Origin of the sequence: Vibrio sp. NFR, from assembly GCF_027587095.1 — a bacterium.
In the GTDB taxonomy this organism is placed as follows: Bacteria; Pseudomonadota; Gammaproteobacteria; order Enterobacterales; family Vibrionaceae; genus Vibrio; species Vibrio harveyi.
In genome coordinates this window covers 16,987-33,273 of the sequence record NZ_JAPPTN010000004.1, presented here as the reverse complement: position 1 = coordinate 33,273, position 16,287 = coordinate 16,987, and the positions used below count along the sequence as shown (strand labels likewise).

General features: G+C 44.3%; 12 protein-coding genes. 2 read left to right on the top strand and 10 right to left on the bottom strand.

What is annotated here, in order from left to right; genetic code table 11:
- Window positions 1–4: 4 nt before the first annotated feature.
- Window positions 5–3,394, top strand: a complete 3,390-nt coding sequence (gene tssM, locus OH463_RS08915; RefSeq protein WP_269991025.1) for a type VI secretion system membrane subunit TssM — start codon at window positions 5–7, stop codon at window positions 3,392–3,394.
- 32 nt (window positions 3,395–3,426) lie between these two features.
- Window positions 3,427–3,879 (top strand): Lrp/AsnC family transcriptional regulator, encoded by a 453-nt coding sequence (locus tag OH463_RS08910; protein ID WP_005449466.1) that lies wholly within the window; start codon window positions 3,427–3,429, stop codon window positions 3,877–3,879.
- Window positions 3,880–3,976: 97 nt separating this feature from the next.
- Here OH463_RS08910 and tssG read toward each other — a convergent pair whose 3' ends face one another.
- The 10 genes from tssG to OH463_RS08860 form a co-directional block, all read right to left on the bottom strand.
- A complete protein-coding gene (tssG, locus tag OH463_RS08905; protein WP_009696473.1) occupies window positions 3,977–4,975 on the bottom strand; it encodes a type VI secretion system baseplate subunit TssG in 999 nt (332 codons plus the stop codon).
- Window positions 4,972–6,720 (bottom strand): type VI secretion system baseplate subunit TssF, encoded by a 1,749-nt coding sequence (tssF, locus tag OH463_RS08900; protein ID WP_005449470.1) that lies wholly within the window; start codon window positions 6,718–6,720, stop codon window positions 4,972–4,974. Before tssF ends, tssG begins: the two co-directional genes overlap by 4 nt.
- A 10-nt stretch (window positions 6,721–6,730) precedes the next feature.
- Window positions 6,731–7,141 carry a type VI secretion system baseplate subunit TssE gene (gene tssE, locus OH463_RS08895; RefSeq protein ID WP_005449472.1) on the bottom strand — a complete coding sequence of 137 codons (411 nt, stop codon included), beginning with the start codon at window positions 7,139–7,141 and terminating at the stop codon, window positions 6,731–6,733.
- Window positions 7,142–7,202: 61 nt separating this feature from the next.
- Window positions 7,203–8,678: a type VI secretion system contractile sheath large subunit gene (gene tssC / locus OH463_RS08890; RefSeq protein ID WP_005449474.1), complete on the bottom strand. Its 1,476-nt coding sequence runs from the start codon at window positions 8,676–8,678 to the stop codon at window positions 7,203–7,205.
- An 8-nt stretch (window positions 8,679–8,686) separates the two neighbouring features.
- A complete protein-coding gene (gene tssB / locus OH463_RS08885; protein WP_005449476.1) occupies window positions 8,687–9,193 on the bottom strand; it encodes a type VI secretion system contractile sheath small subunit in 507 nt (168 codons plus the stop codon).
- 26 nt (window positions 9,194–9,219) lie between these two features.
- A complete protein-coding gene (gene tssA / locus OH463_RS08880; RefSeq protein ID WP_050940858.1) occupies window positions 9,220–10,797 on the bottom strand; it encodes a type VI secretion system protein TssA in 1,578 nt (525 codons plus the stop codon).
- On the bottom strand, window positions 10,797–12,797 hold the full coding sequence (locus tag OH463_RS08875; protein WP_050903531.1) for a serine/threonine protein kinase: 2,001 nt from the start codon (window positions 12,795–12,797) through the stop codon (window positions 10,797–10,799). Before OH463_RS08875 ends, tssA begins: the two co-directional genes overlap by 1 nt.
- Window positions 12,798–13,020: 223 nt before the next feature.
- Window positions 13,021–13,965, bottom strand: coding sequence for a hypothetical protein (locus OH463_RS08870; protein WP_269991023.1), 945 nt, complete (start codon window positions 13,963–13,965; stop codon window positions 13,021–13,023).
- Entirely contained in the window at window positions 13,958–14,950 is a 993-nt protein-coding gene (locus OH463_RS08865; protein WP_269991021.1) for a DUF2169 family type VI secretion system accessory protein, read from the bottom strand. Before OH463_RS08865 ends, OH463_RS08870 begins: the two co-directional genes overlap by 8 nt.
- A complete protein-coding gene (locus tag OH463_RS08860) occupies window positions 14,931–16,250 on the bottom strand; it encodes a hypothetical protein (RefSeq protein ID WP_269991019.1) in 1,320 nt (439 codons plus the stop codon). Before OH463_RS08860 ends, OH463_RS08865 begins: the two co-directional genes overlap by 20 nt.
- Between the last annotated feature and the right edge of the window lie 37 nt (window positions 16,251–16,287).

Genomic DNA, 16,287 nt, shown 5'->3' with positions numbered 1-16,287 from the left:
GCTTATGTTCAAACAAAAAATACTAAGAAACCCGATCGTGGTTTCTACCATAGTGGCTTTAATCTTGGCTGTAATATTTGCAGCAGTATATTTATTCTTACTCCAAGATGCAGATAAGCTTTATCTATGGATTGGTCTAGGAGTCATTGCTACCTTTTATCTTATATTCCAGTTTTCACTGTGGCTTAAGAAAAAGAACAACTCAAAAGCACAACGTTTAGAAACCGAAGAAGAGGCGCTTTCAATGGTGATTCGCCCTCTTCTTTCTAACGCTGGAAAAAAGCCAATTTATCTAATGATTGGTAATAAAGGTTCTGGACGACGCCAATTTTTGTTTAACTCCAGTGCGATTAAACCGATGGACCGTTCTCGTACGGCAAAAAATGACTTCTTTGAATGGTATGAGTCTGACAGTGCCGTTTATGTCAAACCAGACCAACGCCTCGTATTTCAAGAGGTATCCAGTAGCGACGCATCATTGTGGAATACATTCGTTGATGAAGTTATTCGTCATCGCCCAAGAAAACCATTTTCCGGATGTCTATTCTTTACAGACTTTGAATTCATGATCGTTTCAGAATCAGAGCAAAAAGACTACACGATTACTGCCCTGTTGCAGAGACTAAGCTCTATCAGCGAGAAAACGTCTTCAGCACTGCCTGTTTACATGATGATGTCTAAGCTTGATAAGCTAGATGGTTTCAAAGAATACGTTCATTTCAGTTCTCTTAAGACTCGAGTAGAGTTTCTTTCCATTCCTTTAAAAGAAGCGAAAGGCGTAATCACTGAGTACTATCGTGACGGATTCCGTAACTTAGTGAAAGTGCTGGAAACGAATGCGTTAGACGCATCCGCAAACTCAGCGGATATCGACGAAAAACAAGCCATTCTTGCTTTCCCAAAACAGTTTGAACTTTGCCAAGCAGAAATTAGTTATGTACTTGAACGCCTTTGTGATGCAAACAGTGGTGTTTACTCTCTCGATATTCGTGAGATCTTCTTCTGTTCTAGCTTGCAAGGCGGTCGTAAGTACAACTTGTTGGCGAAAAGCTGCAGCAATTACTTCAATTTGCCGATCATTGCTTCTGAGCACACACAACTTACAGAAACCCCTTACTTCTCTCGTTTCTTGATTGATTCTCAGATCTTACCGGAGAGCGACTTTGCGGGAGAAAACAAAACGTATCTGCGCTTGATTCAGCGCCAAAGCCATTTAGCTATGCTGGCATCAATTATTCTATTAGCTGGCGGCGGCTATTTCTTTGTCACAACACTAGATAGCAACTTGCGTGTGATTAACCAACTGCTCGGCATTGACGACAAAGGGCAGGTAGAACAAGAAGCAAGCTTTAATCAGCTATTAGTGAGTGCAACTCGTGCAATTCAACCTTCATACAGCGCATGGTTAGAAGGTTCTCGTGCGCTTGATGAAGAAGTACTACCTTTGAACATCAGCCGCTTGGACCAAACGACAAGACTGGCCTACGAAGCACTGCTCAAAGAAGTCTCACAACAGCTCATGCCAGTTGTTGAGAAAGGCTACCGTCTGGAACTGACTCATAATCAGCACGACATTACTGCGACACTGCCTTTACTCAAAGGCTACTTGATGCTGAATGATCCATCCAAGCGTGATATTCAATTCCTACGTCGTCAGACGCTACAAACATTAAACGATTTGAGTGACAAACCAGATGTTGTGAATCAGGCAATGCGTTACTTGGATGCTTATTTCCGTACCCAGTTTGCCCCTGTCGACATCAACATGGACATTGTTCGCGCTACTCGACGCTCATTGCTTGCTCACTCTAACGTAGATCTTGTTTATGCTGGTATATTGAACCAAGCAGATGCCATCGACCTTGGCACGCTCGATCTTCAACGCGCGGTTGGCTTCGAATTCAATAACGTTTTCAACGAACCACTCGACGATAACCGCTTGGTCATCGATAAGGTTTACACTTCAACAGGCTTTAGTACCTTCTATCGCCCTCGTGTGGATTTGATGTCACAACAAGTGATCAGTGACAACTGGGTTCTTGGTTTATCTAACCATGTGATCCCTACGAAACAAGAACAAGAAGCGTTCAAAACTCAAGTCCGTAAGAAGTACACCGATGACTACATCAACTACTGGCGTAATGCGCTGAGTGAACTGAAAGTCCACCATTACAACAATGTCGGTGATCTAACCAATGCTATCGACTTAATTTCAGGTCCATCTTCGCCGATGACCACAGTGTTAAAGCAAGTCTACGCCAACACTCAGTTCTCCCCTGTCGGCGAGAAGAATGCATTGATTGCTAAAGTAAACCCGAAACTGGCAGAAGCAGCAGACTCGGCATCAGAAGCGGTAGAAGAAGCAGTGAAGCCTGACTACTTGTTAATGAAGCGTGTCGAACAAGCCTTCCACCTGTTGAACCAACTTCAAGTCAGTGAAACACCTAACTCCCCTACTCCGTGGGATGAAACAATTGCAGCATTAAGCCGTGTTCGTACTTATATGAAAGACATTGCTGATGCTCCAGACCCGCAAATGGCCGCACTTGCTGCAGCCCAGCACCGAATGAACAGCACTGAAGCCGATCCATTGATTAAACTTAAGCAGATTGCTCAGAAATCGCCAGAGCCAGTGCGCAGTTGGTTACTTGATGTCGTTCAGCAAAGCTGGTCAGTGATGATCAAAGAATCAGCAAAAGGCATTCAAACCCAATGGTACAGCGAGATTTACACCAAGTTTAAAGAGCTAGGGCTTGGTAAATACCCATTTGATCTGAACGCGACAGAAGAGATCTCAATTGAAGACTTCGAGCTGTTGTTCGCATCAGGTGGTTTATTAGACACGTTTATTCAGAAGAACTTCGCACCGTTCTACGATACTAACTTGTGGACACCAAAACAGGTAGATGGCGAAACCATGCCTCTTTCTCCTGCCCTATTGGTGCAATTGCGCAACTACAACGTTATCCGCGATACGTTAATCAATAAGAGCACAAACCGAGTTTACATCCCGTTCAGTGCGAAAGTACTAGACCTTGATTCGAGTGCTATCAGAGCCAGTCTGAAAATTTCAGACACTGATATCAACTACTATCATGGTCCGAGCCGAATTCGTGAAATGGAGTGGCCGCCGAAGAACGGTGACTTCAATATAAGAATCACGATCCAAGATGTGACAGACGAAGGCAAACAACACGTTCTAAATAAGAGTGGTCAGTGGGCGATATACAGATTGCTAGGTGATTCGACCCTGACAAACACTCATAACGGTAGCTTCGTCAGTGACATAAAAGTGTCAGGAAGGGATTTGAGCCTTCGTATCACCCCTTTGACACAGAAAAACCCATTCACTCTAGCTGAGCTGTATAACTTTACACTCCCAGAGTCGATTTAATAACAATATAAAAACCAGAATAGGCAGAACACATGATTTCAAACATGACTTTACAAGGCTTAGACAAGTTAGATCGTAAAATACTTTCCAGTCTGTTATCTAACGGGCGAGAGTCGATTGCGAATCTATCTCGAAATATCGGTTTGTCTCGTACTGCTGTTGCAGAAAGAATTAATAGATTGGAAAAAACGGGGATTATAAAAGGCTACACTGCACAAATCCGCGTTGAAAATGAAGGTCGCAAAGCTGCCAGCTACCTGCTGATTTCTTGCGAAAAGGGCAAAAAAAACGACGTAACAAATGCCCTTAAAGAAATTCCAGAGGTACGACTGACAAGCGTTGTAGGTGGTAGCTTCGATATTATCGCGCTTATAGAAGCACCAGACCTTCAGTCTATTCACCATCTATGTAATGAGATTGAATCTTTTAGCGGTATTCAGAAGCTCGACACGACGGTTGTTCTTCATCAACCAATCAGCCGATAAGTTTTTGGTTCCCGCCAAATATTCTATACAGACGAAAAAGCCGCGAACAACTCGCGGCTTTATTGTAACTGGCGTTTTCCCCATCATATGCTAAGCATTAGATGCTGCCAATCAGGCGAATCTTGGCGTCTTTGTCACCCGGATTACCAAGCCAAAATGTTTGCCCTAACTGGTTCCCTTCCCCATTCCCCAGTTGGTTTTCAGGGATAGTATCGAGGTTAACCGTTAACTTAAGATCCCAAGACATCGGGTCACGCAAAATAAAACGCATCAAACCTACTAAGGTTTTATGTAACTCACCATCGTATGAAAACTGCTTAAAAGTTTCAAAATCAATGTTGTCGATGCACAAATTAAACTTACCGTTTAAGTCTGCAATACTTTGCCCTAAATGTAAGCTTTGACCTAACACACAATTGGAACGGTTTAGTTTGTTTCGCTGACTCTCAGCAATTTCAACACGTCTATATACCCACTCTTCGATACGGACACTAGGTAACGAAAAGTAGTGTGAAACTATACCTGAAATCAACTTAGGAGAACGTGTGCGTGTGGATAGTTGGTTCACGTAAGAGAGAATTTTCGCTCGATCTAACTCAGCGACGTCGCAATCTTGCATTACGCCGGATAGACCAGCCAAATGCAGTATACGCCCGGAAAAAGCGTCGTTCGCACCACTTTGATACTGTACATGGTAACGGTATTTCTTCCATACGCGATATAGCAAACTGGTATAGCGATTATGGAAGAAATCAAAAAAGTCTTTTACCGGATTGTCATCTGGGTCTCGCCCTGCAAGTTTCTCAGTATAAGAAGCTGGCAGTGGTGAGCTAGAACCATGCAATCCAAGAAAGTTCGTTTCTACGCGTGAATACTGCTGCCCGTTTCTTTCCATATGGGTGATAAATTCCATATCGCTCTTTGGAAAGCAAAGGTTTGACGACACACTGAACTCGATACGTTCTTGATGAAAGTATTTGTTCTCACCGACTGCGATAAAGTTAGAATTTGGTTCAAGCTGGTAATGCTTCTCAAGCAGCAACACCGCTTGGTAGAAGCTAAACTCATTCGACTTATCAGAAAGTGTATTAATCATAGAATCGTCTGCTGCCCAATGAGGCTTGCCCAGTTGTAAACTTCCCCGGTTGCTTCATCAAACACTTCCAGCTCGGTAAAAGAGTTCACACTCGAATACAGACGAATGAACTCGTTCAGTACCGTTGCCATGAGAAACATATCGCCTTCGTTTACGAAGAATTGAGAGTTAGTAACCAACTTAAATTGATTACCACGTACTGAAACGCCTCTGAACACACGGTCGATTGGTTTCATCTCTGAAGAAATAATGCCATCAAGCCGATGAATCGACGCGCGATGTGCTTGCCTGTCTACACGAGAATGAAAGTCGTAAGTAGAGAGCAGAACTTTCAACACATCGATATTCGCTAAAGACAAATAGTTGAGCGACATATTGGCGATCAGCTGCCATTGAAGCTCGCCGTTTACCTGAGGGCTGACCGATTGGGTCGGTTTTGTGATGTTTCTAAACGTCGCATAGGTTGGTGATTTATGGGTTGCATAAGTGATGTCACCGACCGACAGACGCTCGGCTAGGTCCGCGTTACTGCATTGCAGTTTCATCAATACTGTTTCGGTACCTAAATCCGCAATGTCACCATTGTGAGTATGGAACGAGATATAGCGCTCTAAACCCCTTCCGCTTACTCGCTCACCTACCTTCGATTTATAGAACTCTCGTTTGTCACGTTGGTTGATTTGGTGCTCAAAAGACTCGAATTCGATAAGCGGTTTGCGACGGCGCTCATCTTTACTCCAGCTCTCTACTTGCTCAATCGAATACACTTCATAGTGTTCTTGGGTGCTGCTCTGCGGGCGAACTTTGTATTCATTCCGGCGGTGCTCTAAACGAATTGGGTCCCCATCCTTTTGGAACAAGTTTACGGCGGGTGTGCAATGCAGCCTTAAATGTTTATCTTTAAGCACGACTTCTGATGGCAATGCGCGCTTAAAGTGGAATTTGATTTTCACCGTACTGCGCTGTGGGATGCCTTTTAGCCACTCGAGTCCTTTAATATCGAAGAACATAAACTTATCTGGCAAAGAAAAGAACTCTTGCAGCAAACGATAACCCGCAAATGAGTTTTTACTATAAGGCAGCAGCGCTTCATCTTCTTCATGCCCTACTGGCTTAACGTATTCTGGACCAAGACGATGTTTGTAGCCGCCACCGACATCCAGTTCAACGTAATCCAAATAACGGAATAACCATAAAAACACCGTGCGAGTGATATGAATCTCACCATGCAGGTGTAGGCGCAACGTATCCAAACCGATGCGAGACAATTCAAGTCCATGCTCGGTTGACACCGTGACATCAATCGCCGAGCTGGTGCGACTGTTGGTTTGTTCAATGTTGGCAATCGTGATTGGGTATAGATTTACATCGTAACAAGTGCGGAAAAGGCACTGAGTACCTTCCACCTGTTCGCTTGCCATCTCTGCGCCACGTTTTACTAGGGTTTTCTCAGTAACACTGCCCGTATGTGGTTTGAGTTCACTGATACACAAAGACGGAATCGAGCGCATGTAGTGGGGCCAAAGCAACGTCATTAACGATTGTGTTAACTCTGGTAGCTCATCGTCTATCTTTTCTCGAATACGCCCGGTCAGAAAAGCAAAACCTTCAAGCAGTCGCTCGACATCTGGATCGAAGGTTCCTTCAGAGAGAAAGTGAGTTAACTTCGGGTGATATTTGGCAAACTCACTCCCCGACTCACGCAAATACGTGAGTTCATCTTGAAAGTATTTACTGTTACTCAAGTGGCACCTACTAAACGTTAAATTGACCGTCGGTTCCCATGTAGACATCGATCGACATTGGGACTTTACCGCCGTTATGGGAAACTTCGCCGTGAATACCAAAACCGAGTTGTAGTGGGTTATGGTGATCTTCACGGTAATGAACCTCGACATTCAGAAGTCTCGGCTCAAAGCGTTCTATGGTTGATGTGATGTTCTTTTGAATATGACGAACGAGGTTCGTATTGTTGGAAAGCACGTCGTTAAAATCTGGCAGCCCATAATCACTGTCTATCATTGCGTTACCAGAATGCGTGTTCAGCAAATCAGCAAGATGAGAATGAATGGACTCGATCAAATGCTTGTGAGACATCACTTTCTCGTAGCAATTCTTTGGTTCACCTAGCTCGATCCGCTCTAAAAGACGATAACCTTTTTCCATGTTCGGTCCTACGAAAAAAGCAGCCAGTCTTCACTGGCTGCTTGTTGGTTTAAGCAAAGGGCTATTGGTCTAGTTTACCAACTAGAGACAAGTCGAAGCTTGCGCCCATGTACTTAAAGTGAGGGCGCACAGACATTGATACTTTATACCAGCCTGGATCCCCTTCTACGTCTGATACTTCAACCTTAGCAGCACGCAGTGGACGACGACCACGAACTTCCGCTGGCGGGTTCTCCTGGTCAGAAACGTATTGACGAATCCACTTGTTCAGTTCGATTTCTAGGTCAGAACGCTCTTTCCAAGAACCGATTTGCTCGCGTTGTAGCACTTTGATGTAGTGTGCTAGACGGTTGATGATGAACATGTAAGGAAGCTGAGTTCCCAGCTTGTAGTTCATCTCTGCTTGTTTGCCTTCTGGCGTATTCGCAAACACTTTTGGTTTTTGAACTGAGTTTGCAGAGAAGAATGCTGCATTATCAGAACCTTTACGCATTGTTAGCGCAATAAAGCCCTCTTCTGCTAGCTCATACTCACGACGGTCAGAAACAAGGATCTCGGTTGGGATCTTGGTTTCGATTTGACCCATTGCTTCAAAGTTGTAAACCGGTAGGTCTTGAACTGCACCACCACTTTGAGGACCAATGATGTTAGGACACCAACGGTACTTAGCAAAAGATTCACTGATCTTAGACGCCATTGCGTACGCTGAGTTACCCCATAGGTAGTTGTCGTGGCTATCTGTCACTTGCTCATCGTAGTCAAACGCCTTAATTGGGTTATCTTCTACAGAGTAAGGCGTACGTAGCATGAAGCGAGAAGTACATAGACCTAGATAACGCGCATCTTCGTGCTCACGCAGACCACGCCATTTCGCGTACTGTGGCCCTTCGAATACAGATTTAAGATCTTTTAGGTTTGGTAATTCTTCGTAGCTGTCTAAACCGAAGAATTTAGCCGATGCTGACGTGATAAATGGAGCATGAGACATTGCACCTACGTTCGCCATGTATTCCATCAGTTTGATGTCTGGCGACGACGCTGACATGTCGTAGTCACAGATTACCGCACCAACAGGTTTACCACCGAATTGACCGTATTCACGCGTGTAGATTTGTTTGTAAAGACCAGACTTCACCACTTCTGGTGCGTCTTCGAAGTCATCAAGAACTTCATCTTTCTTCGCTGAGATCAGTTCAATTTGAATGTTCTCACGGAAGTCGGTGTGGTCAACAAGGTACTTAAGACCACGCCACGTTGATTCAATCGCTTGAACTTCTTCGCTGTGAAGAATCGCATCAACCTGCTTAGACAATTTTTGGTCGATTTCAGAGATCATCAAATCAACTAAAGATTGATCTACTTTCTCTGTGTTCGAGCTGCTTAGTAGCTCACTGATGAATGCTTCTACGCCGCGTTTCGCAACGTCAAAACCTTCATCACTTGGCTTTAAACGAGTTTCGTTAAGAATGCTATCCAGAAGTGAGCCTGATTCAACTAAGGCTGCTTCTTGTTCTGGCGCTTGTGCTTCTGCAGACATGGTATCCCTTACTCTTCTTTCGCTTCTTGGTCATCGCCAATGCTTAGTTCATCCAACAGTTTCTTTCTCGCTTCTTCATCTTGAAGAACCGATGCGATCTTCTTACGGAACGCAGGAACGTTACCTAGAGGACCTTTAAGTGCAACTAAGGCCTCGCGAAGCTCAAGCAGGCTGTTTAGCTCAGGTACGCTTTTCGCGATCGCTTCAGGAGAGAAGTCCTTCATGTTTTGGAACGTCAAATCAACGCCGATTTGACCACCTTCTTCATCAGAAAGACGGTTTTCAACGTTAACTTTAACGTTTGGAGACATGCCTTCTAGCACTTCGTTAAAGTTGTCTTTATCGATATTGATTGGAGTACGTTCTTCGATTGGCGTCTCATCTGCACGTGCAGTAAAATCACCAACAACCATCATGCTCAGCGGCAGCTCTACGTCATCTTGCGTATCACCAGTTGCTGGAACATAACGGATATTAATTCGCTCTTTAGGAGCCACCGAGCCGTCACGTGACATAATTAGTTCCTTATTTAACTCTTTAATTAGTCATAAATTGCTTTCCACTCTTCATACTTCTCAGGCAAAAGGTCCTTACTTCTGAATAACTGATGGAGTGTTTTTCGAATCAGGTCTTCTAACTGTGAAGATAAGTGGGGTTCCCAGCTCGCGAGATTAAACGCTTTTTGTACTTCCCAACCCTTCTCAAGATAAGGCAGACACAACGGGTATAATCCAACAGACTGGTAAGCTGCTATCAATTGTAAATACAGCATGAACTGTCCACGTCCCGAGCTATCCAGCTCAAGTTTGCGGGCAAGTTCAGCGGCATATTCCCCTAGATTTTCTAGAGTGATATCCTCCATCGGCAGCGAATCTTCTTCAGAAATCACAACCGTTTGAACAACGGGTTGAGAAGACGAAGAAGTTGCATCTTGAGTCGATAACCAGCTCAAGGTAGCTTCATCTGCAAATGGCAAAGAATTCTTAAATGTGAGGTACTCGATGCCCTCTAGCGAATCAACAAAACGCTTCACTTCCTGTTTCACAGCAATTGCTGCGTCATCAAAACCCAAGTTATTGAGCATCAAAGACACCAAGTAGTGACCCGTCAGCCAAAACGGCGCATCAGTTAATGTGCGCTCCAAGCGTTTGATGGTGTCGATATCGCTTTCTTGATTGGCTTTATCTCGGTATTCCGTTTGTTGATCGGACGATACCGCCAAACTCAAAGGCGTTTGATTGTTTTGATGATCAGGCAGACCGTCAATGTCATCCCACGTTAGATGACGATAAATTCGGTAAGCCAGAGGATCACTTGGGTTGGCATGAAGCATCACTTCCGCGACTTTCTTCAAGGTGCGTTTCGAAGCGGTTGGCGACGAGAAGTCCGTATCGATATCGACTTCTTTTGTGACGGCTTTCTTAACTGGTGCAGGTTTAGAAGTCTGCAAAACCGTGTTAGATGCCCTAGTTTGCACATCACTCTGCGCTGGCGTTTCTACCACTTCGGCTTTGGCAGGCTGTGCTGCTGGTGTCGCTTGTTCTAGAGTCGCTGTTGCATCGTCGCTCTGATTGTCGACAGCAACTTGTTGAGACAACACATTTAACTGCGTACGAATCTCGAAGAAGTCCGCTTCCGAGTCTTGATAAACGTCGTCGTACTGACGCTGCACATCTTCGATGGTTGAAATACAACTTGAAACTAATTCCCAAGACTGAGGGCTTTCAGCCAACTTGCTGCTCACCAACTTAAATTGATGGTTCAGCCACTCCACTGCGCCATCTCGACCTCGCTTTCGCGACGGATACAGTTCAACACCAAAACGATTTAACGCCTCACTAAGCAGCTTCAGACCTTGTTCAAAGCCTTGCAGTCCAAACTCTTCTGTTAGAGCGCGAACGAGGTAACAAATTGCTTTTAAATCTTTGCTGTGATGCTCTAGAACTTCAGTGGCATGTGTTTTTACGACGCTCCAATCTACCGTTTCACCAAACAATGAGCCGAATTTCTTTACTTCGGATTCCATCATTTCATAGCAAAATTCGTAGCGAGCATCCTCACCTACAGGTGCGGAATCAGAGATGGGAGCGAGCAAGCGTTCAATTTCAATGACTGACATTAACTTCTCCCCTCTGCTAAGTAGTCTCTCAGAGCGCGTTCAACCGCGATTGCACCACGCGCAGGACGAGAAAGTTGATGACTTTTATCAATGGAGTCTCTAGCCATGCTCTCAAGCAGGTCGGTAATTTCGCCAAATTTCTTTGGGGCATTTCGCTCAAGGTCGGATAGTGAATCGTGCAGCTTTTGCTTATCAAATACGGATTGCTCAGTGACGGTACTAAACAAAATGAACTCGCTTCGAGCAACAATGAGATCCGTCACCTTTTTGTTGAGCTCTGGCGTATTACCAAAGTAAGCTTTAGCGGCTTTAGCCTCTTCAATGGCTTTGGTATAAAAGTGATCTTTTGCGTGTGAATCGATAGACGCATTGATATTTTCCATCACTTTGTTTGGCAAGACTTGGCTATAGAAATAAGCTTCAGATTGATTTAATAACCAAGCAGCTTTCATTTCTTCGTCTGCAAGCTTTGCTTCGCCATCGAGGATTAAGTTCGCAATCTGTTCGTCTTTACTTCCTGCAACAGCAGAGATCTTCATTGAATCTATCGAAGCAACATTCAAACCAGCCATCACTTTGGTCAAGGTTTTGTCTGCGTATGGGAATAATGCTCCATCATCAACGAGTTTTTCTCGCAGCGTGACCAGCTCTTTGCGTAAATCCACCAGCGTTTTTGGTAACTCATCCGCCAAAGCTTGATAAGACGTCAATTGAGCCTGATTCTTTTTGTATAACTTAGACAGTTTCATTTGTTGTACTTGGTAAGCTTCACGATAAGGCGCAGTCGAAATCACGTCTTTTTCCATATCGTTAAGTGCAGTTTCAATCGCCCAAGGGGGTTGAGCCAAAAAAGAAGCCGTTTGCGCTGGTTTGATGGTGCTCACCAGTGGTGTTTCCGTTTGCGAGATAGGCTGCGACTTAACGATCGTTTTCCACTCTGGCTGATTCTGCTGGTACAAGTAGTGACCCGTTACTGCCACCACACTCAATACCAAACTCGCTTCTAGCACTTTAAAGCGACCGTAACTCGCTTTATCTTGAGGTTTACAGTGTGTCAGTAATAAATCGGCATTGCGTAAACTGCTAAAAATAGGTGCATTCGATTGTGAATCAATAGATTGAGTGTCAATACGTGCAAGTTGCTGGGCAAAGGAAATTGCCGTGTAGCCGTGTCCTCTTGGGTTATTAATCACCTGCTTAAGCAGTTTCCAAATATGGTTTGGAATTAATGCCGGACGTTTGCGATCTTTTAACTGTTTGTGCCAAGCATCACCAAAGATCGAACCAATAAAGAGATGGCCAGTTAATAGCGCGAGCGAATAAACATCGTCTTGTGGTTCTGTCGTACCTGTCTCGAGATACAGGGGTGACGCATAACTCAAACTCGCTTCAGCATGAGACTCGTTTTCACCGATGTAGCGCGCGGCACCAAAGTCGATCAACTTAACGTAGTCGCCCTCACTAACAAGAACATTTGACGGCTTAATATCAAGATGGCAAATACCTCGGGTGTGCATAAACTCCAGCGCACCCGCAAGTTGATACACTAACCAAGCAATGTGGTCGTGGCGAAAACCTTTAGAGGAATGGCGTTCCATCTTCTCTGCCAGTGATTCACCTTGAATCCACTCGTACATTAAATATGGGCGTTCGAATTCGTTACCGATCTTAATAAAATCAGCGACGCTTGGGTGCTGAGAGAGCTCTAATCTGCTTGCTTCATTGACCAACATTTTATTGGCAATATCTGGGGCGTCTTCATTGACGACTTTACAGCAGATTTGTTTTTCTGGTTGACCCTTTTTGGCGAGATGATAGACGGTCGTCCTACCATTTTTCGATAACAGTGTGTCTAGCACATCAAATTGTGAAAAAAGTACATACTCAAGCTTTGGCTTATTTTTTTGCGCCAATCTTTGCTCGTTCTGTTTCTTTTTCTCAATGGCTTTAACAACCAATTGATCAATATAACCTTTGGCTGCTCCCTGCTTATCTGACACTTTGCACTCTTTTATCGAACAAATATTATTAGGCCGAAATAATATTTGCTGAAACATCCTTGTTTCAAGGCTGGTATTTAAAACGAACGGTAAACCTATTACTTTAGTGATAATTACTAAGTTATTAGACTCATTAACTTACGCTTTCACTACATCAATTATGTTGTTTTTATCGAGTAAAGGTTCTTGAAAAGACTTCAAGGATATTACTTTAAGAATCACACTAGCATGCCAATAATTGAAGCATCCCTTTGTCGCCATTAAAATCAAACATTAATAACGATGCCGGGTGGTTAAAGTGATGATTTTTAACCGTAAACGCAATCAGCGCAAGTGCCGAACAACTGCCCATCGTTCCCCATAACTCATTGATAAGATTAGGTTGTTCTGGTTCAATAAAGCGTTCTGCTTTAGCACCTAGAGCAAAACCATAATCTTCCGTATGCGCGCGCAGGTTTGTCATGTCTGAATAAACTTCACCAAACGAATCAAGTTTTTTACTCACTCGCTGCACAAGTCTAAACATGCCTCTTCGGTCTGCGGTATTCAGTTCTGTGTCGATATAACCAAGCTGTGCTTGAGGCTTAAGTTTCAATGTTTCTAAAGTATTTCTTCTGCAAAGAATTAACCCCGCTCCCCCCTCACTCGGAATAACACCCCATGGGTTATTCGTACTCATTACCATCGCATCGTCAATAAGCTCTTGCATCGAACTCACCGTAGAGTCCACGCTAATGCACATCATGGCGTCGTATTTATCCATAGACTTCATTGCCTGTAGCACGAAGCTAGGACCGCTTGCATGCACGGCTTCAACCACAGAAAGAAAGTCAGAATAGTCACTTTCACCGAGCCACTCTTGTATCTTCGCTAATGAAATTGTCGTTGGCACAGAAATAAGTAACGGAATCGGCTTCAAGGACCGAGGTAGTTGGACCAAAAGGGAATCCAGTAAGTGAGCCGTTAGCTCACAGGTTTTTCCAAATAATTCGCTCTCTTTCGTGTATTCGATTGTGGCAAACGTAAATCGTTCAATACCGTCTTTACCGACCATTTGATCAAACCTAGCTAAGTCCGCCTTAGCCACGCTAGTAGCAACGTCCAGGTTCATTCCTGTAGGCGTCATGACTTCCATGCCTAACACGTAACGACCGGTTGAATTAGGCATGCTCGCTTACCTCTTCTAATAGGGTGATAGACGTAGAGACCAACAAATGTTCTTTGCCTTGACAGGGAAACGCGGCTGTATAAGTGATTGATACGGCTTTCTTTTCAGTATCAACGAACAAGGTATACATCGCCATATCGACCTGGTAGCTGCCGTCTTTGAAAGTGGCGGTTGCACGATACTTCTCTTTAGGAATGCGGAATGAAAGCGTGTCCTCATGACAAAAACCGCTCATCATTAAACGCTCGCCTCCATGAAGAAAACCTTTGCATTGTTGGTCGGTGGGCGCGCTTTGAAAAAAGCGCCTATCGAAGTCCAGCGGTAGCATTGGTTTGCGATTTTCAATCCAATCTTCATCAAACGTACCAGCCAGTTTTTGGCGAGACTCAAAAAATGGGGGAATAGGTCCAAAGCCCGCCACTCGCAGATTTTTTGAAGTAGCACTCCACTCTTCTCTCGGGTAGAAAACCGAGGGCACTTTCTGCTCAAGTAACACTTTATTGGAATCAGCGACACCACCGCCAATTCGGTTACGTAAGTCACCACCGATCGCGCAGGTGTAATCAATATCTCTTTCTATAAAGGGCGTCGGTTTACTGAGTGTGATACTCCCCCCGTGTTCAACCCACACGCGCTCTCCGTGGATAGCGAGAGTCTTATCGATATGACCATCAATCAGAACTCGGCACTCTTGGTATGTCACTGGCTTTTTCGCGTAGCTGCGCGCTTTGCCGTAAACAAGTACATCTGTGTTGTCTTTGGTATACGCAAACTCGTGGTCAACTTTCATCGCAGAGAAGCCTTCTTCGCCCAAATATTGGGGATCATCGAAGATTTCACTTTCACCTAATTCGTGCCAAACCACACCATCGAATTGCCAAGTACGTTTAGCGACAACAACCCACACTTCATCGCCGTTTTCATCACGTTGAAAACGCCCTTTAAGTGATAGCTCTGGGTGCGCTTCAATATCCCATAACTGCATTGCTATTCCTTAAGTTGAATCGTTCGATCGCCGAAGGTGCGGCTTTTAAATTGTTAAAGTTCCAGTCTTGCTGATGGATCGGCATAGCCATATCCCATGGCACATAAGCTCTTGATTGAATACAGATTTGACGCCATAGCCAATCGCGGAACATGACATCAACATTGGCATCTTGCATCGCCGTTAAAGTAGATTCGAAGCTCAATGCATAACCCATACGACTGGGTAGGTTTTGGACATACTTTTCATCTTCCACCCACTCGTTAAGCAAATCGATAATCTCTCCCCACTCATGCTCAACGCCAATGTCTTGCGGAGTCAGGGGAAGAAGTTTTCCGTAGACCACATACAATGCTTGAATCCAAACTTCGCCTTCATCTTCTTCTAAACTTTGCAAGTGATCGATGATTCTAGGTACTAGCCTGTGATCCCCACTCAGTGCAAAATCGACAGGAGCTAACGAAGAAGAAATATCAAACACTTCAAACTCTCTAAGCTCCAATAATTTTGCAAAAGTGAGTATTTGATCAGAAGGCAACTGACTCCGTTCAGTACCAAAATACTGACGGAACCAAGTGCCTCGGTCGCGTTTAGTAATCAAACGTTCAAACAGATACTGTTCGCCATTAGCATTGTCGTTGATCCATTCAATACCCTCTTCCACATCCTGCAACGCCAGTAATGGCAAAGCGATATTGGAAAGGATGATTTCCGCTTTGTGCCAACGTTTAATCAACGCAACACTCAATGCTTGGCGGACACGTAGGCACTCAAAATAATACGCGCTGGCTTTCACTTTACCTTCGATAAGTTCAGACATCACACTATCGATATGCTCTACTGGCGATTGCGTAACAATCACCATAGCGGTATGCCTGTCTAGCTCTTCGAGTAAACTCAGACCACACAAAAGGTTATCAAGCTCTGAGCCTAACTCTCCTTGAAGCATGATCCAGGTATAGATTTCTGGCTCTTGGTTTCTTAATTGATGAATCACCCCCGGTGCTAATCGATAAAACGATAAGTAAACCTGCTTGAGCTCAGCAATTTGGCGCTCAATGAGCTTGAGATACTCCAATTCACGACTTGGATAACCACGTTTATGAATTTGGACTCTTTGCCTAATTAAGAATCCGAGGCTCTCTGAGGCGATAGAAAGCTTTTCGTTGCAAAAGGTCAGCCATGTTGCTGGCAGTTGGGAAAGGTCGCTCACTGCACGTTCGGCTTTCGCCAACGCACCTTCAACGTCTTGATTGGTTATAGGTGCCTTTAGGTGCTCGACACCGATTCTTTGTCGCATCTACTTATCCATTGTTAGCGTACGAGAACGCGATAGC